The organism is Pseudoflavonifractor hominis (genome assembly GCF_014288125.1).
In the GTDB taxonomy this organism is placed as follows: Bacteria; Bacillota; Clostridia; order Oscillospirales; family Oscillospiraceae; genus Pseudoflavonifractor_A; species Pseudoflavonifractor_A gallinarum.
The window spans coordinates 204,138-230,377 of the sequence record NZ_JACOPR010000004.1; the positions used below are offsets into that span (position 1 = coordinate 204,138).

At 63.4% G+C, this 26,240-nt stretch carries 23 protein-coding genes; 6 read left to right on the forward strand and 17 right to left on the reverse strand.

Features of this window, described 5'->3' with window-relative positions; all coding sequences use genetic code 11:
• Window positions 1–33: 33 nt before the first annotated feature.
• Together H8S34_RS08720 and gltX are read left to right on the forward strand one after the other, a co-directional pair.
• Window positions 34–306 carry a TIGR04076 family protein gene (locus tag H8S34_RS08720; RefSeq protein WP_101692717.1) on the forward strand — a complete coding sequence of 91 codons (273 nt, stop codon included), beginning with the start codon at window positions 34–36 and terminating at the stop codon, window positions 304–306.
• Between the two features lie 136 nt (window positions 307–442).
• Entirely contained in the window at window positions 443–1,933 is a 1,491-nt protein-coding gene (gene gltX / locus H8S34_RS08725) for a glutamate--tRNA ligase (protein WP_186963738.1), read from the forward strand.
• A gap of 440 nt (window positions 1,934–2,373) precedes the next feature.
• On the opposite strand, the gene argF is transcribed toward gltX, so the two are convergent.
• The 10 genes from argF to H8S34_RS08775 form a co-directional block, all read right to left on the reverse strand.
• Entirely contained in the window at window positions 2,374–3,294 is a 921-nt protein-coding gene (argF, locus tag H8S34_RS08730; RefSeq protein WP_101692715.1) for an ornithine carbamoyltransferase, read from the reverse strand.
• A 47-nt stretch (window positions 3,295–3,341) separates the two neighbouring features.
• A complete protein-coding gene (locus tag H8S34_RS08735; protein ID WP_186963739.1) occupies window positions 3,342–4,520 on the reverse strand; it encodes an aspartate aminotransferase family protein in 1,179 nt (392 codons plus the stop codon).
• A gap of 13 nt (window positions 4,521–4,533) precedes the next feature.
• Window positions 4,534–5,388, reverse strand: a complete 855-nt coding sequence (gene argB, locus H8S34_RS08740) for an acetylglutamate kinase (RefSeq protein ID WP_101692713.1) — start codon at window positions 5,386–5,388, stop codon at window positions 4,534–4,536.
• Window positions 5,389–5,408: 20 nt separating this feature from the next.
• On the reverse strand, window positions 5,409–6,632 hold the full coding sequence (gene argJ, locus H8S34_RS08745) for a bifunctional ornithine acetyltransferase/N-acetylglutamate synthase (RefSeq protein ID WP_101692712.1): 1,224 nt from the start codon (window positions 6,630–6,632) through the stop codon (window positions 5,409–5,411).
• Between the two features lie 66 nt (window positions 6,633–6,698).
• The gene (gene argC / locus H8S34_RS08750) at window positions 6,699–7,637 is read right to left on the reverse strand and encodes an N-acetyl-gamma-glutamyl-phosphate reductase (RefSeq protein ID WP_186963740.1); all 939 of its coding nucleotides are present in this window, start codon (window positions 7,635–7,637) and stop codon (window positions 6,699–6,701) included.
• A gap of 1 nt (window position 7,638) precedes the next feature.
• Window positions 7,639–8,265: a hypothetical protein gene (locus H8S34_RS08755; RefSeq protein ID WP_186963741.1), complete on the reverse strand. Its 627-nt coding sequence runs from the start codon at window positions 8,263–8,265 to the stop codon at window positions 7,639–7,641.
• A gap of 122 nt (window positions 8,266–8,387) precedes the next feature.
• Entirely contained in the window at window positions 8,388–9,773 is a 1,386-nt protein-coding gene (gene argH / locus H8S34_RS08760) for an argininosuccinate lyase (RefSeq protein ID WP_101692709.1), read from the reverse strand.
• Window positions 9,774–9,990: 217 nt separating this feature from the next.
• A complete protein-coding gene (locus H8S34_RS08765; protein WP_101692708.1) occupies window positions 9,991–11,208 on the reverse strand; it encodes an argininosuccinate synthase in 1,218 nt (405 codons plus the stop codon).
• 266 nt (window positions 11,209–11,474) lie between these two features.
• A complete protein-coding gene (locus H8S34_RS08770) occupies window positions 11,475–12,179 on the reverse strand; it encodes a DUF6320 domain-containing protein (RefSeq protein ID WP_101692707.1) in 705 nt (234 codons plus the stop codon).
• Between the two features lie 30 nt (window positions 12,180–12,209).
• Window positions 12,210–13,517, reverse strand: coding sequence for a hypothetical protein (locus tag H8S34_RS08775; RefSeq protein WP_101692706.1), 1,308 nt, complete (start codon window positions 13,515–13,517; stop codon window positions 12,210–12,212).
• Between the two features lie 195 nt (window positions 13,518–13,712).
• On the opposite strand from H8S34_RS08775, the gene H8S34_RS08780 reads away from it, so the two are divergent.
• Window positions 13,713–14,678 carry an alpha/beta hydrolase gene (locus H8S34_RS08780; RefSeq protein ID WP_186963742.1) on the forward strand — a complete coding sequence of 322 codons (966 nt, stop codon included), beginning with the start codon at window positions 13,713–13,715 and terminating at the stop codon, window positions 14,676–14,678.
• 60 nt (window positions 14,679–14,738) lie between these two features.
• On the opposite strand, the gene H8S34_RS08785 is transcribed toward H8S34_RS08780, so the two are convergent.
• The 4 genes from H8S34_RS08785 to fdxA form a co-directional block, all read right to left on the reverse strand.
• Window positions 14,739–16,166, reverse strand: coding sequence for an amidohydrolase family protein (locus tag H8S34_RS08785; RefSeq protein ID WP_186963743.1), 1,428 nt, complete (start codon window positions 16,164–16,166; stop codon window positions 14,739–14,741).
• A 24-nt stretch (window positions 16,167–16,190) separates the two neighbouring features.
• Window positions 16,191–16,658, reverse strand: a complete 468-nt coding sequence (locus H8S34_RS08790) for a hypothetical protein (protein ID WP_186963744.1) — start codon at window positions 16,656–16,658, stop codon at window positions 16,191–16,193.
• Window positions 16,659–16,676: 18 nt separating this feature from the next.
• Window positions 16,677–17,978 (reverse strand): branched-chain amino acid transport system II carrier protein, encoded by a 1,302-nt coding sequence (gene brnQ, locus H8S34_RS08795; RefSeq protein WP_186963745.1) that lies wholly within the window; start codon window positions 17,976–17,978, stop codon window positions 16,677–16,679.
• A 157-nt stretch (window positions 17,979–18,135) separates the two neighbouring features.
• Window positions 18,136–18,306, reverse strand: coding sequence for a 4Fe-4S ferredoxin (gene fdxA / locus H8S34_RS08800; protein ID WP_101692701.1), 171 nt, complete (start codon window positions 18,304–18,306; stop codon window positions 18,136–18,138).
• Between the two features lie 209 nt (window positions 18,307–18,515).
• Between fdxA and H8S34_RS08805 the strand changes: the two genes are divergently transcribed.
• The 3 genes from H8S34_RS08805 to malQ all read left to right on the forward strand — a co-directional run bounded on the left by H8S34_RS08805 (window position 18,516) and on the right by malQ (window position 23,095).
• Complete coding sequence (locus H8S34_RS08805) at window positions 18,516–21,002, forward strand: ATP-dependent Clp protease ATP-binding subunit (protein ID WP_186963746.1); 2,487 nt, start codon at window positions 18,516–18,518, stop codon at window positions 21,000–21,002.
• Window positions 20,999–21,535, forward strand: coding sequence for a DUF4358 domain-containing protein (locus H8S34_RS08810; RefSeq protein ID WP_243207963.1), 537 nt, complete (start codon window positions 20,999–21,001; stop codon window positions 21,533–21,535). Before H8S34_RS08805 ends, H8S34_RS08810 begins: the two co-directional genes overlap by 4 nt.
• Window positions 21,536–21,607: 72 nt before the next feature.
• A complete protein-coding gene (malQ, locus tag H8S34_RS08815) occupies window positions 21,608–23,095 on the forward strand; it encodes a 4-alpha-glucanotransferase (protein ID WP_186963747.1) in 1,488 nt (495 codons plus the stop codon).
• Window positions 23,096–23,179: 84 nt separating this feature from the next.
• Here the strand turns inward: malQ and H8S34_RS08820 are convergent, their stop codons facing one another.
• The 3 genes from H8S34_RS08820 to H8S34_RS08830 all read right to left on the reverse strand — a co-directional run bounded on the left by H8S34_RS08820 (window position 23,180) and on the right by H8S34_RS08830 (window position 26,182).
• Window positions 23,180–24,406, reverse strand: coding sequence for an aspartate kinase (locus tag H8S34_RS08820; RefSeq protein WP_101692698.1), 1,227 nt, complete (start codon window positions 24,404–24,406; stop codon window positions 23,180–23,182).
• A 112-nt stretch (window positions 24,407–24,518) separates the two neighbouring features.
• Window positions 24,519–25,721, reverse strand: coding sequence for a homoserine dehydrogenase (locus H8S34_RS08825; protein WP_101692697.1), 1,203 nt, complete (start codon window positions 25,719–25,721; stop codon window positions 24,519–24,521).
• 20 nt (window positions 25,722–25,741) lie between these two features.
• Window positions 25,742–26,182: an ACT domain-containing protein gene (locus H8S34_RS08830; RefSeq protein WP_101692696.1), complete on the reverse strand. Its 441-nt coding sequence runs from the start codon at window positions 26,180–26,182 to the stop codon at window positions 25,742–25,744.
• Window positions 26,183–26,240: the final 58 nt, after the last annotated feature.

Here is a 26,240-nt window from a genome sequence, read left to right on the forward strand (position 1 = left end):
GCCGGGTTTCTGAGAGAAAGGAGCTGTCTTTCCATGAAAAAGCCGTCCGTCCGCATCACTCTGGTGGACCGTCTGGGCCCCTGCCGGTGTCACCGGGGGCACCAGATCGGCGATTCCTTCGACTTTGAGACCCAGCGGGGCGAGCTGTGCCCCATGGCGGCCCACGCGGCCTTCCCCTTCGTGGACATCCTCCGCTACGGCGGGACCTTGCCCAAGAGCCGCCACGGGGACTACCGCTTCTGCTGTCCGGACGCCGACGTGGTCAACGTCTTCCGCCTGGAGATCCTCCCTCCGGAGGAGCCCTGATCCCCCCTTTTCCGTCCATTTTGGAAGAGTTTTGCCCCCGCCCCCTTGCCATAGGCAGGAAAAGCCTCTATAATATTGTCTGCTTAATTCAGGCGCTCCCCCGTTCGGGCGGCGCCCAACCGTTGGAGGAATTCAAATGGCTCTGGATATGAATTGGTTTGACGAGATGGAGGCCCGCATTCCCAAGGGAGAGGTCCGCACTCGTTTTGCCCCCTCTCCCACGGGCTATATGCACGTGGGCAACCTGCGCACCGCCCTGTACACCTGGCTCATCGCCCGGCACAACGGCGGCAAGTTCCTGCTCCGCATCGAGGACACCGACCAGGGCCGCCTGGTGGAGGGCGCCGTGGACGTGATCTACAACACCCTGCGCAAGTGCGGTCTGGACTGGGACGAGGGTCCCGATCTGGGCGGTCCGGTGGGCCCCTATGTACAGACCGAGCGCCGCGGCTTTTACGGCAAGTACGCCGAGCTCCTGGCGGAGCGGGGCCACGCCTACTACTGCTTCTGCGAAAAGACCGAGTCCGAGGAGGATTCCGGTGAGTTTGACCGGGGCGACGATCCCTGCCGCTCCCTGAGCATGGAGGAGGCCCGGGCCAAGGTGGAAGCCGGCGTGCCCTATGTCATCCGCCAGAAGATCCCCAAGGAGGGCTCCACCACCTTCCACGACGTGGTGTTTGGTGACATCACGGTGGAGAACTCCACCCTGGATGACCAGATCCTCATGAAGTCAGACGGTCTGCCCACCTATAACTTCGCCAACGTCATCGACGACCACCTCATGGGCATCACCCACGTGGTCCGCGGCAGCGAGTACCTCTCCTCCGCCCCCAAGTACAACCTGCTCTATGAGGGCTTTGGCTGGGAGGTCCCCGCCTATATCCACTGCTCCCCCGTCATGCGCGACCAGCACAACAAGATGTCCAAGCGCAAGGGCGACCCCTCCTACGAGGACCTGCTGGCCATGGGCTTCCTCTCCGAGGCCGTGGTCAACTATGTCACCCTGCTGGGCTGGTCCCCCAAGGGCGAGGAGAGCGAGCGGGAGTTCTTCACCCTCTCCGAGCTGGCTCAGTCCTTCGACGTGGCGGGCATCTCCAAGTCCCCCGCCATCTTCGACCTGGAGAAGCTCAAGTACTTCAACGCCAAGTACCTGCGCGCCCTCTCCCCCGAGGCCTTCTATGAGGGGGCCCGGCCCTATCTGGAGCAGGCGGTCAAGACCCCCGGCATCGACCTCTCCCTCATCGCGCCCCTGGTGCAGCCCCGCTGCGACACCTGGCTGGACATCGCCCCCCAGGTAGACTTCTTTGACGCGCTGCCTGCCTACTCCAACGAGCTCTACTGCCACAAGAAGATGAAGACCAACGAGGAGAACTCTCTGGAGGCCCTCCAGATGGTCCTCCCCGTGCTGGAAGGCCTCTCCGACTGGACCTATGACGCCATCCACGACGCCCTCATCGACCTGGCCGCCAGCCACGAGCTCAAGAACGGCCGCATCATGTGGCCCGTGCGCACCGCAGTCTCCGGCAAGGCCGTCACCCCCGGCGGCGCTGTGGAGCTGTGCCACATCCTGGGCAAGGAGGAGACCCTCCGCCGTATCCGCCTGGGTATGGAGCAGCTGGCTCACTGATTTTCTTCTCATACAGAACAAGCCCCCGGTTCCGCGGAACCGGGGGCTTCAAACTGTCGATAAAGTGTATTTCTGCGATTTATACCACAAAAGCCTCGCAGAGTTCCGCCGTCCGCAGACGGCGGAAGAGGGTCAAATCGTGTTTTCCGGCGGCGTGTACATCGGAAAACACTCTTCTCAGGCCACAAGCGTGTGAGCCGGGAACCCAAACAAAACCCAGCGGAGCGGGTTTGTTTGGGAGAGGAAGGGCAAGGGAGCGGAGTGAACCCTGGCCGTCAGGCCGGGGCGAACGGTGCGGACTTTGACCCGACGAAGTGCGCGCCGCGGCCTGCATCCCCTCGAAAAAATGCCTGCATTTTTGAGAAGCGTGTCGAAGTTTTTCGACACGCTGAAACGCCCCCGGTTTCGATGAAACCGGGAGCGTTTCTTTTTGGTCTGATTTACTTCTTTTCCTCACCCATGAGCAGGTAGAGCACCGCTTTCTGGGCGTGGAGGCGGTTCTCAGCCTCGTCGAAGATCTCGCCGGCGTGGGCCTCAAAGACCTCGGCGGTGATCTCCTCGCCCCGGTGGGCGGGCAGGCAGTGCTGCACCATGCAGCCGGGGTTGGTGACCTTCATCAGCGCCTCGTTGACCTGGTAGCCCTGGAAGGCGGCCTTGCGCTTGGCGGTCTCCTCCTCCTGGCCCATGGAGGCCCACACGTCGGTAAAGACCACGTCGGCCCCCTTGGCGGCCTCCATGGGATCCCGGGTGAGGGTAAAGGTGGCGTCGGTCACGCTCTTGGCAAACTCCATCACGTCGGGATGGGGGTCATACCCCTCGGGGCAGGCCACGGACACGTTCATGCCCACCTTCAGGCAGCCCACGATGAGGGAGTTGACCATGTTGTTGCCGTCGCCGATGAAGCACATATTCAGCCCTTCCAGCTTGCTCTGGTGCTCGCGAATGGTCATCAGGTCGGCCAGCACCTGGCAGGGGTGGGCGAAGTCGGTCAGGCCGTTGATGACCGGGATGTCGGCGTACTCGGCCAGCTTCTCCACCTCCTCCTGGGAGTAGGTGCGGATCATGATGCCGTCGCAGTAGCGGGAGAGCACCCGGGCGGTGTCCTCCACGGGCTCGCCGCGGCCGATCTGGCTCTCCTTGCTGGAGAGGAAGAGGGCGTGGCCGCCCAGCTGGTACATACCGGTCTCAAAGGAGACCCGGGTACGGGTGGAGTTCTTCTCGAAAATCATGGCCAGAGTCTTGCCCTGGAGATAGTTGTGGGTGAGACCGTGCTTCTGGTTGTACTTCATCTGGTCGCCCACGTTCAGAATATGAATGATCTCTTCCTTGGAGAGATCCAGCAGCTTCAACAGATCCTTCATTTCCATGTCACCTCATCATCCGGCGGGAGCGGTGTCCCGCGCCGTTCTTATTCCAGGACCTGGGCCATGATCGCCAGGCCCTTGTCCATCTCTTCCTTCGTGATCGTCAGGGGGGGCAGCAGCCGCAGACCCGGACCGGCGGTGAGGACCAAAAGGCCATTCTGCACCAGCTGGGCGGCCAGGGCCTTGTTGGTATAGCCCTCCTTGACCTCAATGCCGATCATCAGGCCCAGCCCGCGGGTGGAGCCGATGCTCTTCTTGTCCAGGGCCTCAATGCCGGCGCGCAGGTAGGCGCCCTTCTCCTTCACCGCTTCCAGCGCGTCCTCGTCCAGGATATCCAGGACGGTGAGGGCGGCCGAGGCGGCGATGGGGTTGCCGCCGAAGGTGGAGCCGTGCATGCCCGCTCCCAGCACATTCCGGCACTTCTCGTTCACCAGGAATCCGCCCATGGGGAGGCCGCCGGCGATGCCCTTGGCAAAGGAGGCCGCATCGGGCTGGATGCCGTACTGCTGGTAGGCAAAGAGGGTGCCCGTCCGGCCGATGCCGGTCTGGACCTCGTCCACCAGCAGGAGCCAATCCCGCTCGGCGCACAGCTCCGCCAGACCCCGGACAAAGTCCGGCTCCATGGGGAGCACGCCGCCCTCGCCCTGGACCAGCTCCAGCATCACGGCGCACACGTCCTTCCCGCCTTCTGCCTTGACGCTCTCCAGATCGTTGGCATCGGCGTAGCGGAAGCCCTCCATAAAGGGATAGAAGTACTGGTGGAACACATCCTGTCCGGTGGCGGTCAGGGTGGTGATGGTCCGTCCGTGGAAGGAGTTCTTCAGGGTCAGGATGGTGCTGCGGCCCTTGCCGTACTTGTCAAAGCTGTACTTGCGGGCCAGCTTGATGATGCCCTCGTTGGCCTCGGCGCCGGAGTTTCCGAAGAAGGCCGCCGCCATTCCCGCCCGCCGGCACAGCACGTCGGCCAGCTTGGCGTAGGGCTGGGTATAAAAGAGGTTGGAGATATGCCCCAGAGCCAGGGCCTGCTCATAGATGGACCAGGCCCACTGCTCATTTCCGTAGCCCACCGAGTTCACGCCGATGCCGGAGGTGAAGTCGATGTACTCCTTCCCCTCCAGATCCCAGAGCGTGGCGCCCTTTCCGTGGGCAATGGCCACGTCAAAGCGCCCGTAGGTCTGAAGGGTGTGGGCGTGATCCAGGGCTTTCAGTTCTTCAAAGGTCATGGTTGCCGTCTCCTTACAGAATCATGGTACCGATGCCCTGGTCGGAGAGCATCTCGATGAGGATGGAGTGGGGGATGCGTCCGTCCAGGATGTGGGTGCGCTCCACGCCGGAGCGTACCGCCTCCACGCAGCACTCGATCTTGGGGATCATGCCGCCCTGGATCACGCCCTCCCGCACCAGCTGGGGCACGTCGGAGAGTCCCACCACCGGGATAAGGGTCCCCTCGTCCGCCGGGTCGCGCAGCAGCCCCCGGATGTCGGTGAGGAGGATGAGCTTCTCGGCCCCCAGGGCCACGGCCAGCTTGGCCGCGGCGGTGTCGGCGTTGATGTTGTAGGCGTTCTCCCCGTCCACTCCCTGGGCCACGGTGGAGACCACCGGGATGTAGCCCTGCTGGAGGCAGTCCCGCACCGGGTCAGGATTGACCTTGACGATCTCGCCCACCAGGCCGTACTTCTCGTCCAGCTTCTGGGCCTGGAAGAGGCCCGCGTCCATGCCGCACAGGCCGATGGCGTGGCCGCCCCGGCGGTTGAGGGTGGCCACCAGGTTCTTGTTCACCTTGCCGCAGAGCACCTGCTGGACGATGTCCATGGTCTCCTCGTCGGTGTAGCGCAGGCCGTCCACAAAGCGGGACTCCTTGCCGATCTTGCGGAGCATCTCCGAGATCTCGGGCCCGCCGCCGTGGACCACCACCACATGGATGCCCACCAGGTGGAGCAGGATGATGTCGCTGATGACGGCCCGGCGCAGCTCGTCGGAGATCATGGCGTTTCCGCCGTATTTGACCACGATGGTCTTGCCGTAAAATTTCTGGATATAGGGCAGAGCTTCGGCCAGCACCGTGGCTCTGGTCACAACAGGGTCAGACATTTGGAATCCTTCTTTCCCGATCAGGTGCGGTAATCGCCGTTGATCTTCACATAGTCATAGGTCAGGTCGCAGCCCCAGCAGGTGGCCTCGTGCTCTCCCTCGTGGAGGCAGATGTCGATGATCACCTCGTCCTGGGAGAGGATGCTCTTGGCAGCCTCCTCGTCGAAGTCCAGGCCCATGCCCTGCTGGCAGACCAGCACCTCGCCCACGGCGGAGGCAAATTTCACATCCACGTACTCGGGACGGAAGGGAGCCTTGGAGTAGCCCATGGCGCACAGGACCCGGCCCCAGTTGGCGTCGGTGCCGAACATGGCGGCCTTCACCAGGGGGGAGCCCACCACCGCCTTGCTCAGGCGCTCGGCGCTCTCCTCGCTGCGGGCCGCATGGACGGTGCAGGTGATGAGGCGGCTGGCGCCCTCGCCGTCGCCGGCGATGCAGCGGGCCAGATACTCGCAGACCTGGTGCAGGGCCTTGCGGAAGACGGTGTAGCTGTCATCCTTCCACTCGATGAGAGGATTCTCCGCCATGCCGTTGGCCAGCACCACGCACATGTCGTTGGTGGAGGTGTCCCCGTCCACCGTCACCCGGTTGAAGGTCTTGGGCACCACCTCGTGGAGGGCGTCGGAGAGCAGCTCGCCGGTGATGGCACAGTCGGTGGTGATGAAGCAGAGCATGGTCCCCATGTTGGGGTGGATCATGCCGGAGCCCTTGGCGATGGCGCCCATGGTCACGGTCTTGCCGCCCAGAGTGAAGGAGATGGCGATCTCCTTCTTGCTGGTGTCAGTGGTCATGATGGCGTGGGCCGCCGCGTCGGAGCCCTCGGGGCCGTCGGTGAGTCCGGCCGCCACCTCGGGCATTCCCCGCTCGATGGCGGCGATGTTGATAGTCTGGCCGATGACACCGGTGGAGGCCACCACAAAGTCCGAGGGCTTGTGGCCGGTGGCCTGGGCGGCGTACTGGCTCATAAGCTCGGCATTCTCATGGCTCTGGGGGCAGCAGGCGTTGGCGTTTCCGCTGTTGGCCACTACACCCCAGGCCGTTCCGTCCTCCAGATGGTCCATGGTGACGTAGATGGGGGCCGCCTTGACGCGGTTCATGGTGTAGGTGGCCGCCGCCGCACACTCCCGCTCGGAGAGGATGATGGCCAGGTCCTTCTTTTCCAGCTTCTTGCTCTTGACGCCGCAGTGAACGCCCCAGGCCCGAAAGCCCTTGGCTGCGGTCACGCCGCCGTTGATCTGCTTCATAACCTTATGTCCTTCCCTTCTGTGGGGGAACGAAGGGTGCGCTGTCTCCAGCTCCCCTTCTTCCGCTCAGCCCAAATGGAGCCCGGTGGTCTCGTCCAGGCCCAACATGATATTCATATTCTGTACCGCCGCGCCCGATGCACCCTTGCCCAGGTTGTCGAAGAGGGCGGTGACGATGGTCTGCTCCTCATGGCCGCAGACCACCAGCTCCAGCCGGTCGCTTCCGGCCAGGGCGTTGGCGGGGAGCATTCCGCCCTCCTCCTCATAGCGCACCGAGATCAGCTTCTGTCCGGCGTAGTAGGCCATGAGGATGTGGTAGATCTCCTTGGCCGTCGGCTGCCCCAGCAGATACTTGTTGTGGAGCATGATCGTGGTGGCCATGCCCTTATAGTAGTCGTCCACCACCGGGCAGAAGACCGGAGGCTGGTCCAGCCCGGAGATCTTCCGCATCTCATTGAGATGCTTGTGGCGCAGGTTGGTGCCGTAGATCCGGGGGCTGTACAGGTCCTTCCCCTTCTCCCCGCTCTCGTACTCCGCGATCATCTTCTTGCCCCCGCCGGAGTAGCCGGTCAGGGAGTAGCAGGTGAGCGGGTAGTCCTTGGGCAGGATGTGGAGGGAGACCAGGGGCATGGTGGAGGAGAGAAAGCCCGTGGCATGGCACCCGGGATTGGCCACCCGGGTGGCCTGTCCGATGACCTCGCCGGGATAGCGGTAAAACTCCGGGAAGCCGTAGACCCATCCCTTGGCGGTGCGGTGGGCGGTGGAGGCGTCGATGACCCGGGTGTGGTCATTCTCGATGAGGGCCACCGCCTCCTTGGCCGCCGCGTCGGGCAGGCAGAGGAAGACCAGGTCGGCCGCGTTGAGGAGCTTCTTCCGCTCCTCAACGTCCTTGCGCTTTTCCTCGTCGATGAGCAGGAGGTCAATGTCCTCCCGCGCGCCCAGGCGCTCATAGATCTGAAGGCCGGTGGTGCCTTCCTTGCCGTCGATATAAATTTTTGGTTTCATCTTAATCCCCCTCATAGCCTGCCCAGCCCTGCTGGGTGTTCACATTGTAGAGCCCCCAAAAGGGCAGGGTCTCGGATTGGGCTGCGCCGAGCATGCCCACCCAGCCGCGGAATTCCTCTGGCAGCTCGGGCGCCGGCGCGCCCGGCCGGTAGAGCAGCAGCTCCTCTGCCCCCTCCATCCCGTAGGGCGTGGAGATGATATAGCGGATGCCGTCCTCCATATACTCCTTCCCCTCCGGCTCGTCCTGTTCCAAGGAGAGCAGCTGGACGGAATAGGTATACTCGTTCACCGGTTCCGGCTGGGAGAGCGTGCCGCTGAACGTGCAGAGATAGCACACCGGCGGCGTCCCGCCCATCTCGGAGTCGTGGTACTCCCCGGTAAAGCTGCCGTCCGATTCGATGGAGAGGACGGTGCACCAGCCGCCCGCGCCGCTGGCAAAGATAAATTCCTCCGGCAGCTGGGCGAACACATCCTCCGCCGCCTCCGTCTCTTGAACCGGACTGGAAGACGGCACGGCGGCGCTCGGTGCTGGCTCCGGCGACGGGCTGGTGGAAAGCCCGCTTCCCGCGCCCGCGCACCCTGCCAACAGGATCAGCGCCGGTAGGGCAGGCCAGATCCTTTTGATCATGGAAACCACTCCCTTCTGTTCCATCTTGATGGCTTTATGTCCCCATACTACGATGTTTCGGAGTGGATTTCAACCAAAAATCAGTTACAATCCAGATTTTGAGGAGGTACTGTCTGAAGGGGTCAGCCCTTCTTCCGCTGGGCCAGGAAGTCCTTGATGTGGTCGATCTGCTGCTGCACGCTCTCGGCGGAGGGACCGCCGTAAACCTGGCGTCCGTTGACGCAGGTGTTGAGCTCCAGAGCCTGGTAGACGTCCTCCTCGAAGATGGGCGAGACCGCCTTGAAGTCCTTCAGGGGCAGGGTGTCCAGGGTCTCACCGGCCTTGATGCAGAAGTTGACCAGCTTGCCCACGATCATGTAGGCCTCCCGGAAGGGCATTCCCTTCTTGACCAGGTAGTCGGCGCAGTCGGTGGCGTTGATGAAGCCGCCGGAGGCCGCCGCGCGCATGTTCTTCTCCTTGACGGTGAGGGTGTCCAGCATGGCGGCAAAGACGGGGATGCACAGCTCCACCGTGTCGATGGCGTCGAAGACCGGCTCCTTGTCCTCCTGCATGTCCTTGTTGTAGGCCAGAGGCAGGCCCTTCATCACGGTCAGCAGGGTGATGAGGGAGCCGTACACCCGCCCGGTCTTGCCCCGGACCAGCTCGGCCACGTCGGGGTTCTTCTTCTGGGGCATGATGGAGGAGCCGGTGGAGTAGGCGTCGTCCAGCTCCACATACTTGAACTCCCAGGAGCACCAGAGGATGATCTCCTCCGAGAAACGGGACAGGTGCATCATCAGAATGGAGCAGGCCGACAGGAACTCAATGGCAAAGTCCCGGTCGGACACCGAGTCCATGGAGTTGTCGGTGGGGCACCGGAAGCCCAGGGCCGCCGCGGTCTGGAACCGGTCCACCGGATAGGTGGAGGTGGCCAGGGCGCCCGCGCCCAGGGGGCACTCGTCCATCCGCTCCAGGCAGTCCTCCAGGCGGGTAATGTCCCGCTTGAGCATGTTGGCGTAGGCCATCATGTAGTGGGCGAAGGTGGTGGGCTGGGCCCGCTGGAGGTGGGTGTAGCCCGGCATGACGGTGTGGAGGTTGGCCTGGGCCTTTTTCACCAGCACCTCCTCCAGGTCCTGGATCATGCCGATGATGACGGGGATCTCCTTCTTCACATAGAGCCGGAAGTCCACCGCCACCTGGTCGTTCCGGCTGCGGGCGGTGTGCAGCCGCTTGCCGGTCTGGCCGATGCGCTGGGTGAGGAGGGACTCGATGTTCATGTGGATGTCCTCATTCTCCATAGAGAACTCCACCTGATCGGCCTCCACGTCGGCCAGGATGGCCTTGAGCCCGTCGATGATCTTCTCGGCCTCATGGGCCTCGATGATGCCGGTCTTTCCCAGCATGGCCGCGTGGGCCATGGATCCTGCGATGTCCTCCTTGTAGAGACGGGCGTCGAAGGAAATGGACGAGTTAAAGTCATTTACCAGGGTATCGGTTTCCTTCTGGAACCGTCCTGCCCACAATTTCATGCTGGTTACCTCATTTCTCTTTCATCGGGTTAGTGTTTTCTCAAAAATGCAGGCATTTTTGAGAGGGGATACAGCCCCCTGCGTCGCGCGCGCAAAGCGCGCACGCTTGTGGGCTGAGAAGTGTTTTTTCCGAGGCACATGTCCTCGGAAAAAACGGATTTCGATTTTCTTTCGCCGCCTGCGGGCGGCGAAACTCTGACGAGGGCTGAATGCCGTCTTACTTCAGCTTTCCCTGGTCCCGCAGGGCCAGGATGGTGTCGGGCAGGCCCCAGAGGTTGATAAAGCCGGTGGCGTCGTTCTGGTTGTAATCGCTCTCCTGGAAGGTGACGATGTCCTCGGAGTAGAGGGTGTCGGGAGAGGTGACGCCGGAGGTGATGATGTTGCCCTTGTAGAGCTTGAGCTTCACCTGGCCGGTGACGTACTTCTGGGTCTCAGCGGCGAAGGCGGAGAGGGCCTCCCGCACGGGGGTGAACCACTTGCCGTTGTAGACCAGATCGGCAAAGTCCACCGCCAGCTTCTGCTTCATGTGCTTGGTGTCCTTGTCGATGGTGATCATCTCCAGCACCTCGTGGGCCCGGTAGAGGATGGCGCCGCCGGGGGTCTCGTACACGCCCCGGTCCTTCATGCCGGTCATCCGGTTCTCCACGATGTCCAGCAGGCCGATACCGTTCTTGCCGCCCAGGTCGTTGAGCTTGCGGATGATGTCGGAGGCCTTCATCTTCTCGCCGTCCACGGCCACGGGCCAGCCCTTCTCAAAGTCGATGGTCACATAGGTGGCCTCGTCGGGGGCCATGGCGGGAGAGACGCCCATCTCCAGGAAGCCGGGCTTGTCGTACTGGGGCTCGCTGGCGGGATCCTCCAGGTCCAGGCCCTCGTGGGAGAGGTGCCACAGGTTCTTGTCCTTGGAGTAGCTGGTCTCCCGGCTGATCTTCAGGGGCACGTTGTGGGCCTCGGCGTAGTCGATCTCCTCGTTGCGGCTCTTGATGTCCCACTCTCTCCAGGGGGCGATGATCTTCATCTCGGGGGCGAAGCGCTTGATGGCCAGCTCAAACCGGATCTGGTCGTTGCCCTTGCCGGTGCAGCCGTGGGCGATGGCGTCGGCCCCTTCCTTCTTGGCGATCTCCACCAGGCCCTTGGCGATGATGGGCCGGGCAAAGGCGGTGCCCAGCAGATAGTCCTCGTACTTGGCGCCCATCATCATGGAGGGGATGATGACATCGTCTACCATCTCATCCACCAGATCCAGCACATACAGCTTGGAAGCGCCGGTCTTGATGGCCTTCTCCTCCAGGCCCTCCAGCTCGTCATTCTGGCCCACGTCGCCGGCCACGGCGATGATCTCGGGGTTGTTGTAGTGCTCCTTCAGCCAGGGGATGATGATGGACGTATCCAGACCGCCGGAGTAGGCGAGGACAACTTTCTTGATCTCAGACATTGTAATGACCTCCTGTGAGGCGGCCGCTCCGGCCGTCTTCCTGATGTTGGCATCATTATACTCCCATCAGAATAAAAATGCAACTGTCATTTTGCATAATTATTCTTATATCTCCCATTTTATTTGAATATAATTTTAAATATTCATTTTATAGTGAATATTTCAGAATGTACTCCCCTGGCGCACACTCTGGGATATACGTTTTTATTCTGCATACCACGAAAAAAGCGGCGCGGCCCTCCGAAGAGAGCCGCGCCGCCGCGCTGTCACATATGGAACCGCCGCCGGACCTCCTCCCGCAGGGAGGGGATCCGCCGTACGATGATGAGCGGAATGACCAGCGCCACGCAGATGGTGAAGACCACCAGGGACCAGCTGGGCCCCCAGGCCCCGTGGATAAACCGGTCGATGAGCAGCTCCGTGCCCACCAGGAAGGCCCCGATCGTGCCCACCAGCAGCGTGACCGTGGTCAGGATGGAGCGCCGTCCTCCCCCCAGTATCAGCCCCAGGAAGAGAACACAGGCCCCGCCCCACAGCACGATGGGCAGTGCCAGGCCCAGGTACCACACCATTCCGTCCAGGTCTATGGCGATGAGGAGCAAATACACCCCCACCGCCGCCACATCCAGCACCAGCCGGATCAGCAGCGGCATCCCCCGCAGCAGAAGCGGCGGGACAAACCACAGCCACAGCATAATGGCCGCCCCCACCACGTAGAGGGACCAGGTCCGCTCCGCCGGGAGGAAGATGTTCAAAATAGCACAGCACACCGACACCGACACCAGCATGGCTGAGATCAGCACGGCCAGCTCCCACTTGGAGACCGGGGCCACCTCGCCCCGCTCCGTTGGAAAGGGCTTGGGGGAGACGGTATCCACCGGCTGCTTCGGGTTGACCACCGGCGTATGGCACAGAGGGCAGAAGGAGGCCGTTCCATCCAGCTCTACCCCGCAGTTGACGCAATAGGACATAGCAGCTTACACCTCGTTTTCACGCAAAACTCAAAACAGCAGCTCGGATTGGACGCTCCGGTTGCTCTCCACCTTGACGTGGATGCCCTCCCGGACCAGGAAGCGGAAGAACTCCCGCTCGGTGTCGGTCTCCTGAAGGGTCCCGGCGAAGGTGATCTCCATGGTATTGCCGTAGCTGATGGAGGCACAGTGGACCCGGGGGTTGGTGGCCTGCCCCAGAATGACCTCCATCCGCCGGATGTGGGGGGCCATCTCCTCGGGCACGGTGAAGGCGCCGGGATTCGTATAAGTACCGGAATAGGGCCGGGTCCCCGCCAGGCGGTAGCTCAGGGCCATGACGGGATTTTTCAGCCAGATGGGAATGAGCTGAAGGGCCCGGTTCGTCTGGAAGCGGACATTTCCCGTCAGCAGGGCCTGCATCTCCTGCCGGTTGATGTGCAGGCGCATATAGTGGTGGACCTGAGAGAGGATCTCCGGGAAGGTATACTCCCCCAGGGAAGGGTCGATGCAGGGCCGCACCGTCAGGATGAAATTGCGCAGGGTCTCCGACGGGAACCAGGGCCGCAGATTGATGGGGATGGCCAGCGCCACCGGCTTGGGATGGCGGGGCTCCTCTCTGGCCTGATTCTCCAGAATGACCTTCAGCAGCGCGCCGGTCAGATACTCCGTGATGGACACGCCGTAGGACTTGGCCCGGGCCTTGAGCTGGTCCACCGGGACGAAGCCCATGGTCACATTCAGCGTATAGAAGGGCTCCGGCGTGCCGGTGTTCTGGAAGGCCTTCTTCCCGATCCCGGCCCGCAGGGAACGGACCGTGGCATAGCGGGCATAGGCGTCCTCCAGCTCCTCCCGGTGGGGGGGCTCCTCCACGTCCAGAATGCCCGGACCGTTGGGGATGGCATGCCCCATCTCCCGCAGGTACACGGCCAGAAGGGTGCGGAAAAAGACCAGTGCGCCCGCCCCGTCCGAGAGGGCGTGGAAGACCTCCAGGGAGATCCGGTGCTCATAGTAGTAAAAGCGCACCAGCCAGCCGTTGTCCTCCCGGAAGCGGACCGGCTGGCAGGGGTTGGAAATATCCCGTTTCACAAAGGGGCCCGGGGCCGGATTGGGCTCAAAGTAGTACCAGAAGGCCCCTTTTTTGATGTGGACCGCAAAGCCCGGAAAGCGGGGCATGGTCTTATCCACCGCCCGCTGCAGGGCATCAGGGTCCACCCGCTCCTCCATCACCGCGGAAAAGCGGTAGATGGCGGAATAGTTTTCCTTTTGGATCGCGGAGTAGAGCACGCCGGCATTGTCCAGCTTATACCACTGCTTCTCTCTGCGTTCTCTGGGAGCCATTCGGTCACCTCCTCTTGGATCAGATCGCTTCTTGCTTTCCATTTTATCACCCCCGTATGGAAACTACAAGGGGAATTGGACGAAGGGAGGTTTGGTACTGTTACGCCTCCCCCTTCTGTGGTATAATACCCGCAAAGCGTCTATTACCTCTTTTTCTATATCACAAGCTCCCACGTACAAGGAGGACCTGTGTCCATGAAACGAACCATGCTCTTCTCCAAATCCGACCGGGCCCGCTCCGAATCCCGGCGGGCCGAGCAGCGGCGCCTGACCGGCATGATGAAGGCCCTCAAGGCCATCCACACCGCCACCTCTCCCGAGTCCATGGACCCGGAGGATCTGGAGCGCCAGCGCAAGGGGCAGGAGGTCCTGGGCCGCCTGGCCGCCCCCATGGCCGGGATGAGCTGGGAGCCCTTCTCCCTCTCCGGCATGAATGCGGCCTGGGTCCGGCCCAACCGGGGCCACGACCGCCGCCACGCCATCCTCTACTGCCACGGCGGAGGCTATACCAGCGGCAATCTGGGCTATTCCCGCCCCATCGCCTCCAAGCTGGCGGCGGTCACCGGGTATGAGGTCCTCTCCTTTGAATACCGCCTGGCTCCGGAGCACCCCTATCCCGCCGCGGTGGAGGACGCCATCCGGGCTTGGGACCACCTGATGTACCTGGGCTACGGTGCCCGGGACATCGTGGTGGCCGGAGACTCGGCGGGCGGGAATCTGGCCCTGGTGCTCACCCACCGGCTCAAGGCCATGGGGCGCAGGCTCCCCGCCTCCCTCATCCTCATGTCCCCCTGGACCGATATGACGGCCAGCGGGCGCTCCTATCAGGAGCGGGCCGAGCTGGACCCCTCCCTCACGCTGGAGTATATCCAGGCCGTCCGGGGGGCCTATGCCCGGGGGGAGGACTGGACCTCCCCCTACCTCTCCCCCCTGTTCGGGGATTTCTCCGGCTTTCCGCCTGTCCTCATCCAGGCGGGCACCCACGAGATTCTGCTCTCCGACTCGGTCCGCCTGCGGGACCGGCTGGTGGCGGCCGGCATCCCCTGCCGCCTGGAGGTGTGGAGCGGTATGTGGCACGTCTTTCAGATGTTCCCCCTCAAGCGGGCCAACGAGGCCATGGAGAGCATCGGCCGCTTCCTGCTGGAACAGCTCTCCATCTGATCTTCTCTCTTGCAGCAAACTACCCCCAGACCCGTGTAGGTCTGGGGGTAGTTCTTTCTCTCAGAAGGATCCGTTCTCCTGGGCTCTGGTCTTGAAGCTCTCCCACTTGTGGCCCTCGCCCCGGTTGGTGATCTTGCCGCGGCGGCACAGGCCCTCGGCGGCGCGCTGGCCATTGGCGATGATGCTCTCGTCGCTGGCGGTGGTCAGATGGCCGCTCTCCAGCACCATGCGTCCATCCACCATCACATCGGTGATGTTCTGCATCCCGGAGGAGTACACCAGGGTGGAGACGGGGTTGTGCATGGGGGTGGACTTCTGGCTGGCCGCCGGGTCGAAGAAGACCAGATCGGCCTTCTTGCCCACCTCGATGGAGCCGATCTCCTCCTCCATGCCGATGGAGCGGGCGCCGTCGATGGTGGCCATCTCCAGCACCTTCTCGGCGGTGACCGCCATGGGATCCAGGGTCTTGACCTTGTGCTGGAGGGCGGTGCACTTCATCAGCTCGATCATATCCTGGGCGTTGTTGCTGGCCGCGCCGTCCAGGCCCAGGCCCACGGTCAGGCCCTTGCGCAGCATCTCGGGCACCGGAGCCACGCCGTCGGCCAGGTACATGTTGGAGCAGACATCGTGGGACACCTTCATGTCGTACCGCTTCATCAGCTCCATATCCTGCTCATTGACCCAGCAGCAGTGGACCATGAGCACGTTGGGGCCCAGGATGTTCAGCTTCTTCAGCAGATCCACGTCGTTGCACCCGTGGACCCACTCGGTGGCCATGCGGGCATACTCCGTCTCGGACACATGGACGGTAAAGCCCGCGCCGTATTCATTGACCACGCGCCACTGCATCTTCAGCATCTCATCCGAGTTGGACCACATGGAGGACGGAGCGGCCCAGATCTTCAGGCGGCCGTTTTCGGTATTGTGATAGGTGCGGAACAGCCGGTGGAGATCGGCCTCCACGTCGGCCACCTTCTCGCACAGGTCGGGGCAGGTGCCGTACTCCACGCCGGTGTCCATGGTGCCGCGGCCCACGATGCCGCGCACGCCCAGGTCCTTCACCGCGCGGCAGATCCCGTCGGTCAGTCCGCCCTTGCTGTGGCAGTGCATGTAATCCACCGTGGTGGTCACGCCGCTGTGCAGTGCTTCAGACAGGCCCAGCATGGCGGCATGGTATGTGTCCTCCGCCTCCAGGTAGACCGCCGCAGGGAACATCATATGGGAGAGCCAGTCGCTCAGCTCCATGTCGTCTCCGATGCCCTTGAGCAGGGTCTGGAAGAGGTGGGTGTGGTTGTCGATAAAGCCAGGGAAGATCACCTTTCCTCCCGCGTCCACGACGCGGTCGGGGGCAGGGTATTTGGCGTTCAGCTCAGCGCTGGGACCAAGATCGGCGATGCGGTCATCCCGAACCAGGATGGCTCCGTCCCAGAGAATGCGGCGCTGCGGGTCCACCGTCACGATGACGGCATTGCGAATGAGCTGTTCCATGGAGTATCCTTCCTTCCAATCTGTTTATGTGGGAGCGATACTGCCCAGTTCCAGCACAGGTCGGTCACCCAGGAATCCGGCTCGTCCTGTTCCCTCCGCCACCGTCCGGCAGAAATAGGCATAAAGCTCAGATTCTTTATACTCTTTATATGAGTATCTGTCAAGAGGATAATCGTAATCCAGGGTGAGATAGCCCATCTTTTCCAGCTCCAGCAGCATGGCCGCCGTCTCTTTCACCGACTCCATGCTCTCGTCGGGCGCGCGGAGATAGACCGGGGCAAGGGCCACGGCGCAGAAATCCTCCTCCACGCTGCTCTCCACCAGAAAGCGGGCCACCGGAAGGAAGTGATGGTGGTGCAGATGGTGAAGAAAGTCCTCCATAGCGGGGGTCAGCTCCCCCTGTGCAGGTCCATGTTCGTGCCCGCACCCGCAGTCGTGGGTATGGGTATGGCTGTGGTCATGGCCGCAGCCGCAGTGACCGTCGTGATGCATTTCCGTTCTCCTCCTAAATTACGCTTCCGCTTTTTTGCCGGACAGGATCAGGCCCACGATCACGCCCACGGCGGCTGGCAGGATCCAGCCCAGATTCAGCTCGGCCAGCGGCATTCCGTTCAAGACCTCCAGCTTCAAAAGGCGCTGCACCTCAAAGAGGATGCTGGCCACCCCGGTGAAGAGGATGGTCATGGGGTACACCATCCGCCGTCCCTCCAGCCAGGGCTGGGCATAGGCCAGCAGGATGAGCATGATGACCACCGGATAGATCATATTGAGCACCGGCCCGGAGACGGCCAGGATCTGGTTGAGTCCCGCGTTGGCCAGAACCATGCTCACCACCGCAAAGAGGACCGCCCAGGCCCGGTAGGAGAGCTTGGGGCAGATGCTGTTGAAATACTCGCCGCAGGAGCAGATCAGGCCCACGCACACATTGAAGCAGGCGATGACGAAGATGGCCGCCAGCAGCACGTTGCCCAGCCGTCCGAACAGGGCGGCCACGATGTTGGTCAGCGCCTGGGCCCCGTTCTCCGGATTGGGGAAGGCGCCGCCCGAGAGGGCGCCGATGTGGGCCAGCATGGAGTAGATCACAAAGAGCAGCACACCCGCGATGATGCCTGCCCGGACCGCTCCGCGGACCACGGCGCGGTCCTCCTCCACGCCCCGGGCGCGGATGTTCAGGCTGATGATAATGCCGAAGACCAGCGCCGCGATGGTATCCATGGTGTTGTATCCCGCTAAAAAGCCGGTGGAGACGGCCTGGACCGGGGTCTCATAGCCCGCGCCGGCCGCGCCGTATCCCTCCAGCGGATTGATCACGCATCCCACAAAGGTGATGACGATCAGGGCGATGAGGATGGGACACATGATCTTGCCCAGCCGGTCGGTGAGCTTTTCCGGCCGCAGGGCCACAATGAGGGCCAGGACGAAAAACACCAGGGAGTAGATCAGCTGATAGACCGCAATGGGGGCGTCTCCGCCCACAAAGGGGGGCACCGCCATCTCAAAGGACGTGCTGGCGGTACGGGGAATGGCCAGACAGGGGCCGATGGCCAGGTAGGCGATCACCGTAAAGACCTTTGCGAACAGGGGGTGGACCCGGCCGCCCAGGACGTCCAGTCCCCCCGAGCGGGCCACCGCGATGATGCCCAATACCGGAAGGCCCACCGCGCTCAGGGTCATACCCAGCATGGCAAACCAGGTCATGGTCCCGGCCTGAGCCGCAATATTGGGCGGAAAAATCAAATTTCCCGCCCCAAAAAACATGGAAAACAGGGTGAATCCTACCAGCAGCAGGTCCCTGCTCTTGAGCTGCTTCATGCTCGCTCCTCCTTTTTCTCTCTGGAATACGCATGAGTTTACATGATGGTAGTATACAGGATTTCCGCCCCGTTGTAAACAAATGTATTTCATGCAAACACAAAAACAGGGACCCGTCTAAGACGGGTCCCTGTTTTTCAGTTCTCAGATGAGACGATTAGCCCTGGGAGATCGCTCCGACGGGGCAGGTATCAGCGCAGGTACCGCAGTCGATGCAGGAACCGGCGTCGATCTCGTAGTGCTCGTCACCCTCGTGGATGGCGGACACGGGGCAGGCGCCAGCGCAGGAGCCGCAGCTCACGCAATCGCCGCTAATCACATATGCCATAGGTAACACCTCCAAACTTAAACTAACCACATTGTAACACGAATTTTTAAAATTGCAATGCTAAATTCACAGAATACTGGGTATATTTTTGGATGGCAGAATTTCCAGCTTTTGTGCGATCGAATTTTACTGAGGAAAGAGGCGTTACCATGGGGCCGATCCAAAAAAGAACCCGGAGATTCCGATTCTCCGCAAAACGAGGTGATCGTTTGAACGACGTGAATTTTACCCAGCGGGCCCAGACCGCTCTGCGTCTGGCCCAGGAGAGCGCCGCGGAGCTGGGGCACGGCTATGTGGGTACGGAGCATCTCCTGCTTGGACTGCTGCGGGAGGGCGGGGGCGTGGCCGCCCGGGTCCTCCAGAGCGCGGGACTGGAGGCCGAGACCATCCGCACCGCCATCCTGCGTGCGGTGGGCTCGGGGATACCGGGGGCCCTCCCCTCCCAGGGGCTCACCCCCCGCTTCCGGCACATCATCGAGCTGGCCCTGGCCCACGCCGGGCGGCTGGGTCAGGACTACGTGGGCACGGAGCACCTCCTGCTGGGCCTGCTCCAGGAGGGAGAGGGCGTGGCCATCCGGGTCCTCTCGGCCTGCGGGCAGGACCCCCGGCGTCTGGCGGGGGATCTCTCCGCGGCCATGGGAGGAGAGCTCCCCCCGCCCTTCCGCAGCGGCGGAAAGGCCAAATCCGAGCCCGATTACACCGGCGCCGGGGACAGCAAGCTCCTGGAGCAGTTCTCCCGGGACCTGACGCGCATGGCGGCCAGCGGCCTGCTGGACCCGGTGGTGGGCCGGGACGATGAAATCGACCGGGTGATCCAGATTCTCTCCCGCCGGCGCAAGAACAATCCCGCCCTGATCGGAGAGCCCGGCGTGGGCAAGACCGCCGTGGCCGAAGGCCTGGCCCGCCGCCTGGCCGCCGGGGAGGTCCCCGACGAGCTGCGCAGCAAGCGTCTGCTGGCCCTGGACCTCTCCTCCATGGTGGCGGGCACCAAATACCGGGGCGAGTTTGAGGAGCGGGTCAAACAGCTGCTGGGCGAAGTGGTGCGCCTGGGCAACATCATTCTCTTCATTGACGAGCTCCACACCATCGTGGGGGCCGGCTCCGCCGAGGGCGCCATCGACGCGGCCAACATCATCAAGCCCGCCCTGGGCCGGGGGGAGATCCAGGTCATCGGCGCCACCACCACCAGCGAGTACCGCCGCTATATCGAAAAGGACGCGGCGCTGGAGCGGCGCTTCCAGCCTGTCACCGTCTCCGAGCCCGACGAGGCCACCGCCCGCTCCATCCTGCTGGGAATCCGGGGCCGGTATGAGGCCCACCATAAGCTGCGCATCTCCGACGAGGCTCTGGACGCGGCCCTCTCCCTCTCCATCCGCTATCTGGCCGACCGCCGCCTTCCTGACAAGGCCATCGACCTGATGGACGAGGCGGCCGCCCTGGTGCGTCTGGAGCGGCTCTCCGCGCCCGCCGACCTGCGGGAGCTGGAGGAGCGGGTGGCCCAGGCCCGACGGGAGAAGGAGGAGGCCATCCGCAGTCAGGATTTTGAAAAGGCCGCCATGCTCCGGGACGCCGAGAGCGATTTCCGCCGGGAACTGGACCGGGAGCGCACCCTCTGGCACAGCGGACAGAATGTGGGGGAAGTCACCGCCGAGGATGTGGCCCAGGTGGTCTCCCGCTGGACGGGGGTCCCCGTCACCTCCCTCACCCAGAGTGAAAAGGACCGCCTCCTCGCCCTGGAGAGGGAGCTCCACCGCCGGGTGATCGGCCAGGACGAGGCGGTCCGGGCGGTGGCCCGGGCGGTGCGCCGGGGCCGGGTGGGGCTGAAGGAGCCCGGCCGTCCCATCGGGGTCTTTCTCTTTCTGGGGCCCACCGGCGTGGGCAAGACGGAGCTCTGCAAGGCCCTGGCCGCCGCCCTCTTCGGCAGTGAAGAGGCCCTCCTCCGCTTCGACATGTCCGAGTATATGGAGCGGCACACGGTCTCCCGCCTGATCGGCTCCCCTCCTGGCTATATCGGCCACGACGAGGGGGGACAGCTCACCGAGGCGGTGCGCCGGCGTCCCTACTCGGTCCTCCTCTTTGACGAGCTGGAGAAGGCCCACGAGGACGTCTGGGGCCTCCTCCTCCAGATCACCGAGGACGGAGTGGTCACCGACACCCAGGGCCGGAAGGCGGATTTCCGCAACACGGTCATCGTCATGACCTCCAACGTGGGGGCCGCCCGCATCACCGCCAAGGGCGGCAAGCTGGGCTTCCAGTCGGCCCTCTCCTCCGGGGAGACCCGCCCCCTGACCGAGCTCAAAGAGGCCGTGATGGGCGACCTGAAGCGGGTCTTCCGGCCGGAATTCCTCAACCGGCTGGATGACACCATCGTGTTCCGCCAGCTGGAGCGGGACCAGATCCGCACCATCGCCCGCCGGATGCTGGACGGCGTGGGTGAGCGGCTGGGCCGCCTGGGGGTCTCCCTGCACGTGGAGGAGGACGCCCTGGAACAGCTGGCCCGGGAGGGCTTCGCCCCCGACTACGGTGCGCGCCCCCTCCGCCGGGCCATCCGCGCCCGGGTGGAGGACCCCGCCGCCGAGGCTCTGCTCTCCGGCGCGCTCCAGGCCGGAGGGGCCGTCCGGCTGGTCCTGCGGGAGGGCGCCCTCGCCCTGGAACCCCAATCCCCCGCTACAAACGAAAGGAGTCTGGAACCATGATACTGCGCCATACACGCCTGATCCCTGCGATCCTGCTGCTCACTGCCCTGCTCTGCTCCTGCTCGGCCTCCCCTGCCCCTTCCCTCTCCCCGGAGGAGCGCACCCAGCTCTACCGCTCCGCCATCGAGCGCGCCCGGGACCAGGAGACGAACGAGGCCCTCCCGGTCCTCAGCGACCCAGAGGACGAGCGGGCCGATCTGCTCCTCTCCCTTCTGGGGGTCACCCCGGAGGACCTGGAGTCCTTTGCCGTGGCGGTCTCCCCCATGAACATCAAGGCCTATGGCATCGCCCTGATCCTCCCCGCCGACGGGCGGGAGGATGTGGTCCGCGATGGGCTGGATTCCTTTGTGGAGACCCAGAAAAACAATTTTGAGTTCTATCTGGCCGACCAGTACGCCATCGCCGAGGATGCCCGGGTGGAGACCCTGACCGACGGCACCTGCCTGCTGGTCCTATGCGAGGACGCCGACGGGGTCCTGGACGCCATCCGCAGCACGTTGGAGGAGGGCGGCATCCCCGCCGGGCTTTCTTGACAGCCTCCGCGCCGCCGCTCTATAATGGAGCAGAACCTGCGGCCCTCCGGCCGCACGATTGGAGGTCATACGATGCTCACTTACCGCTCCAGCGGCATCCTGCTCCCTATCTCGTCCCTTCCCGGCGATTACGGTATCGGGACCCTGGGGGCCAAGGCCCGCCGCTTTGTGGATTTTCTCTGTGACGCCGGACAGCATTACTGGCAGATCCTCCCTCTGGTCCCTCCGGGCGGAGGGGACTCCCCCTATATGTCCCCCTCCTCCTTTGCGGGCAACCCCTTTTTCCTGGATCTGGAGACCCTGGCCCAGGACGGCCTGCTCACCGCCCAGGAGCTGAGTGAATCCCAGTATCCCAATCCCGACCGGGTGGATTACCCCTGGCTCCACATGAAGCGCCCTGCCCTGCTCCGCAAGGCGTGGGAACGGGGCCGGACCCGCTATGCCCAGGAGCTGGACCGCTTCCTGGAGGAGGAGGCCGACTGGCTGCCCGACTTTGCCTTCTTCCTGGCTCTGCGGGGCCATTTCGGCGGCGCCGAGCTGAAGGACTGGCCCCGGGAAGTGCGTACCCGCCAGCCCGAGGCCCTCGCCCCCCTGCGGGAGGCCCTGGCCGAAGAGATCTCCTACCATGCGTTCCTGCAATTCCTCTTTTTCCGCCAGTGGGACGCCCTCAAGCGCTACGCCAACGAGCGGGGAATCTCCATCATTGGCGACCTGCCCATCTACGTCTCTCCCGACTCGGCGGAGGTCTGGGCCAACCCCTCCCTCTTCCAGCTGGACGAGGACTTCCACCCAACTGCCGTGGCGGGCGTGCCCCCGGACGCCTTCAGCGACGAGGGCCAGCACTGGGGCAACCCCCTCTACGACTGGGACTATCACCGCTCCACCGGCTATGCCTGGTGGCGCCGCCGGGGAGAGCAGATGGCCCGGCTCTACGACGTGGTGCGCATCGACCACTTCCGCGCCTTCCACACCTATTGGTCCATTCCCCTGGATGCACCCACCGCCAAGGCCGGCCACTGGGAGCCCGGCCCCGGTCTGGAGCTGGTGGAGCTCCTCTCGGCCATCCCCGGGCTCCATCTCATCGCCGAGGACCTGGGCGACCTGGACGACGAGGTCCGGGCCTTTATCGCCCAGAGCGGCCTGCCCGGCATGAAGATCCTGATCTACGCCTTTGATCCGGTGGGGGAGAGCTCCTATCTGCCCCACAACTGTCCGCCCAATTCCATCATCTACACCGGCACCCACGACACCCCCACCTTTGTCCAGTGGCTCTTTGAGGAGTCCAGCGCCGCCGAGCGGGAGTATGCCTCCAACTACCTCCGTCTCCGGGGGGACGAGGGCTTCGGCTGGGGGGCCGTGTGCGGGGCCTGGGCCTCTCCCTCCCGCCTGGCCATGGTCCCCATGCAGGACCTGCTGGGCCTGGGCTCCGACGCCCGGATGAACGCCCCCGGCACCATGGGGCCCCAGAACTGGAGCTGGCGGGTGCGGGAGGCCGCCTTCAACCCGGACGTGTCCACCCGCCTCCGGAAGATCACCCGCACCTACCGCCGCTGTCTGTGATCTTCACAGATATCCAAACATTGCTCCGACACGCTGAGAGCCCGGACGGCTATGCCGTCCGGGCTCTTTTTCTGCTGTATCGATTTAGTTGTGGCTTCCGAACTGGGAGAAGAAGCGGTCGTGGATCGCCTGGACCGCCCGGTCGGCCTCGTTCTTGTTCACCAGCACCGAGATCTTGATCTCGGACGTGGAGATCATGTTGATGTTGACGCCCGCGCTGTACAGGGCCTCAAACATCTGGGAGGCCACACCGGCGTTGTTTACCATGCCGGCGCCCACAATGGAGATCTTGGCCACGGTGTCCACGATGTCCACGTGATCGTAGTGGAGGGCGGACTTGCGCTCCTCCAGCAGCTCCCGGACCCGCTCCATGTCCCCATGGCCGACGGTGAAGCTGATATCCTTGGTCTGGTCGCGGCCGATGGACTGGAGAATGATATCGACGTTGATATTTTCCTTCCCCAGCATGGAGAAGATCTTAAAGGCAATACCCGGCTCATCGGCCAGGCCAATGATGGCCACACGGGCAATATCGGTATCCTTGGCAACGCCGCTGACATATACTTTTTCCATGTTTTTAGTAACCTCCTTGACTTTGGTGCCAGGCTGTCCGGAAAAGCTGGAGAGCACCTCCAGATTGACATTGTAGCGCTTGGCCATTTCCACCGATCGGTTGTGGAGGACCTGGGCGCCCAGGCTGGCCAGCTCCAGCATCTCGTCATAGGTGATCTCATCCAGTTTGCGCGCGCCCTTGACCCGGCGGGGATCGGCGGTATAGACACCGTCCACGTCGGTGTAGATCTGACACAGATCCGCATGGAGGGCGGCGGCCAGAGCCACGGCAGAGGTATCCGACCCGCCCCGGCCCAGTGTGGTGATGTCGTCGTACTTGTTCACGCCCTGGAAGCCGGTGACGATCACGATGCTTCTGCGGTCCAGCTCGGCCAGGATGCGCTCGGGCCCGATGCGCTTGATGCGGGCGTTGCTGTAAGCGGAGTTGGTCTTCATCCCGGCCTGCCACCCGGTCAGAGAGACGACCGGATAGCCCATGGCCTCAATGGCCATGGCGCACAGGGAACAGGAGATCTGCTCTCCGGTGGAGAGGAGCATATCCATCTCCCGCTTGGAGGCCTTCGGGTTGATCTCCGCCGCCTTGGCGATCAGATCGTCGGTGGTGTCCCCCTGGGCCGAGAGGACGGCCACCACATTGTGGCCCCGGCGGTAGGTCTCCGTGATGATACGCGCCACATTGCGGATCTTATCCGCATCGGCGACTGAGGAGCCGCCGAATTTCTGTACAATCAATCCCATGGTATCTATGTACCCCCTAAAACTTCAGAGTGGAGCGTTGTCCGCTCGGAAGGAACGGCGGCCGGAGCGGCCCCCTTCCTCTCACTATCTTATGTTCTGCTCCCCCGAGCCGTCAGTCCAGCACCCGCTGAGCCAGAACGACCCGTCCGAATCCGGACAGGCTCTCCCGCAGCTGCGCGCCGCTCATGGCGCCGGTGAGGAAGGCCCGCTCGCCTGCCGGGGCGTCCGGACGCGTGAGCTCCTGCACCCCTTCGGGGAGGGCGGCGGCCTCCGCCAGACGGACATACCAGCGGCTCTCCAGCGCATCGGCCGGGGCCACCGTATCCTCACCCCCGGGCGCCCAGGACAGCTCCCCCGGGCCCTTCCGGTGTTTGGCCACGTCCATCACGTCGGCCACCACCGCGGAGGCGGTGGGTCGCTTTCCGGCCCCACGGCCGTAGAACATCACATCGCCCACCGCGTTTCCCTTCACGGTGATGGCGTTGAACACATCCTCCACACCGGAGAGCGGGTTTTCCTCCTCCACCAGGTGGGGCGCCACATAGATGCACAGACGCCCGTCCGCCTGCCGGATGGCCCGGCCCAGCAGCTTCCAGCGGTATCCGGCGCTCCCGGCATAGGCCACGTCGGCCCCGGTCAGCTCTGTGATCCCCTGTGTGGGGACCTGCCGGGGATAGATATGCCGTCCAAAGGCCAGGGAGGCGAGAATGCAGATCTTCCGGCAGGCGTCATGGCCCTGGATGTCGGCGGTGGGATCTGCCTCGGCATAGCCGTTGTCCTGGGCCTCTTTCAGGGCCGCTTCAAAGGAGAGCCCGCCCCGGATCATCCGGGTCAGGATATAGTTGGTGGTCCCGTTGAGGATGCCCGTGATCTCCTCGATCTCATTGGCCGCCAGGCACTGGCTCAGCGGTCGGATAATGGGGATGCCCCCGCCCACGCTGGCCTCAAAGAGATAGCGCGCGCCGTGCTCCCGGGCCAGCTGGAGCAGCTCATACCCGTGCTCGGCCACCAGCTCCTTGTTGGCGGTCACCACGCTCTTCCCGGCCCGCAGTGCCCGCTCCGTGTACTCTTTGGCCGCGCCGGTGCCGCCCATGACCTCGACCACCACTTCCACCTGGGGATCCTGCTCAATCCGGGAAAAGTCCCGGACCATCCGGTCCCGGAAGGGGCTGTCCGGATAATCCCGGCGCACCAGGATATATTTGACGCCGATCTCCTCTTCCGCCCGGCGGCCAATGGCCCCGGCGTTTTCGTGCAGGACCTCCGCCACGCCGGACCCCACCACGCCGTAACCCAGAATTGCCACATGTATCATTTCGTTCTCTTCCTCTCTGCTCAGCCGGCCAGAATCTCGCAGCGCACCACACCCTCCACGTTGAGCGCCTGCGCCAGCAGCTCCTCCAGAGAGAGCTGCAGGCCCGACGTCTCCGCGCCGATGGTCACGGCCGCGCAGCCGTTGACCGGGATCCCCTGATTGATGGTCAGAATATTCCCGCCGCTCTGGGCAAAGATATTGAGGACTGCCGAGAGTACGCCCGGCTCATCCTTCAGCAGGATCTGGAAGGTGACGATACGCCCGTGGAGCATATCGTTGAAGGGCCGTACCGCATCCTTATATTTATAAAACGCGCTGCGGCTGATCCCCACACGGCGGGTCGCGGCGTTGACAGTATCCACCTCGCCAGTCTCCAGAAGGCGCTTGGCTTCCGCCACCTTGAGGAAAATCTCAGGCAGCGCTCCGGCCTCCACGATAAAATAATTCGGTGTCTTGCTCAACGTCAATCCCTCCTCAATGTCCTTCTCCGAAAAGCAATTGTTCATCGAATTGTTATCA

Bases quoted from the DNA above. Each gene is read 5' to 3' on its own strand.
- H8S34_RS08720 (WP_101692717.1), top strand. From the start codon at position 34: ATGAAAAAGCCGTCCGTCCGCATCACTCTGGTGGACCGTCTGGGCCCC.
- gltX (WP_186963738.1), top strand. From the start codon at position 443: ATGGCTCTGGATATGAATTGGTTTGACGAGATGGAGGCCCGCATTCCC.
- argF (WP_101692715.1), bottom strand. From the start codon at position 3,294: ATGAAGGATCTGTTGAAGCTGCTGGATCTCTCCAAGGAAGAGATCATT.
- H8S34_RS08735 (WP_186963739.1), bottom strand. From the start codon at position 4,520: ATGACCTTTGAAGAACTGAAAGCCCTGGATCACGCCCACACCCTTCAG.
- argB (WP_101692713.1), bottom strand. From the start codon at position 5,388: ATGTCTGACCCTGTTGTGACCAGAGCCACGGTGCTGGCCGAAGCTCTG.
- argJ (WP_101692712.1), bottom strand. From the start codon at position 6,632: ATGAAGCAGATCAACGGCGGCGTGACCGCAGCCAAGGGCTTTCGGGCC.
- argC (WP_186963740.1), bottom strand. From the start codon at position 7,637: ATGAAACCAAAAATTTATATCGACGGCAAGGAAGGCACCACCGGCCTT.
- H8S34_RS08755 (WP_186963741.1), bottom strand. From the start codon at position 8,265: ATGATCAAAAGGATCTGGCCTGCCCTACCGGCGCTGATCCTGTTGGCA.
- argH (WP_101692709.1), bottom strand. From the start codon at position 9,773: ATGAAATTGTGGGCAGGACGGTTCCAGAAGGAAACCGATACCCTGGTA.
- H8S34_RS08765 (WP_101692708.1), bottom strand. From the start codon at position 11,208: ATGTCTGAGATCAAGAAAGTTGTCCTCGCCTACTCCGGCGGTCTGGAT.
- H8S34_RS08770 (WP_101692707.1), bottom strand. From the start codon at position 12,179: ATGTCCTATTGCGTCAACTGCGGGGTAGAGCTGGATGGAACGGCCTCC.
- H8S34_RS08775 (WP_101692706.1), bottom strand. From the start codon at position 13,517: ATGGCTCCCAGAGAACGCAGAGAGAAGCAGTGGTATAAGCTGGACAAT.
- H8S34_RS08780 (WP_186963742.1), top strand. From the start codon at position 13,713: ATGAAACGAACCATGCTCTTCTCCAAATCCGACCGGGCCCGCTCCGAA.
- H8S34_RS08785 (WP_186963743.1), bottom strand. From the start codon at position 16,166: ATGGAACAGCTCATTCGCAATGCCGTCATCGTGACGGTGGACCCGCAG.
- H8S34_RS08790 (WP_186963744.1), bottom strand. From the start codon at position 16,658: ATGCATCACGACGGTCACTGCGGCTGCGGCCATGACCACAGCCATACC.
- brnQ (WP_186963745.1), bottom strand. From the start codon at position 17,978: ATGAAGCAGCTCAAGAGCAGGGACCTGCTGCTGGTAGGATTCACCCTG.
- fdxA (WP_101692701.1), bottom strand. From the start codon at position 18,306: ATGGCATATGTGATTAGCGGCGATTGCGTGAGCTGCGGCTCCTGCGCT.
- H8S34_RS08810 (WP_243207963.1), top strand. From the start codon at position 20,999: ATGATACTGCGCCATACACGCCTGATCCCTGCGATCCTGCTGCTCACT.
- malQ (WP_186963747.1), top strand. From the start codon at position 21,608: ATGCTCACTTACCGCTCCAGCGGCATCCTGCTCCCTATCTCGTCCCTT.
- H8S34_RS08820 (WP_101692698.1), bottom strand. From the start codon at position 24,406: ATGGGATTGATTGTACAGAAATTCGGCGGCTCCTCAGTCGCCGATGCG.
- H8S34_RS08825 (WP_101692697.1), bottom strand. From the start codon at position 25,721: ATGATACATGTGGCAATTCTGGGTTACGGCGTGGTGGGGTCCGGCGTG.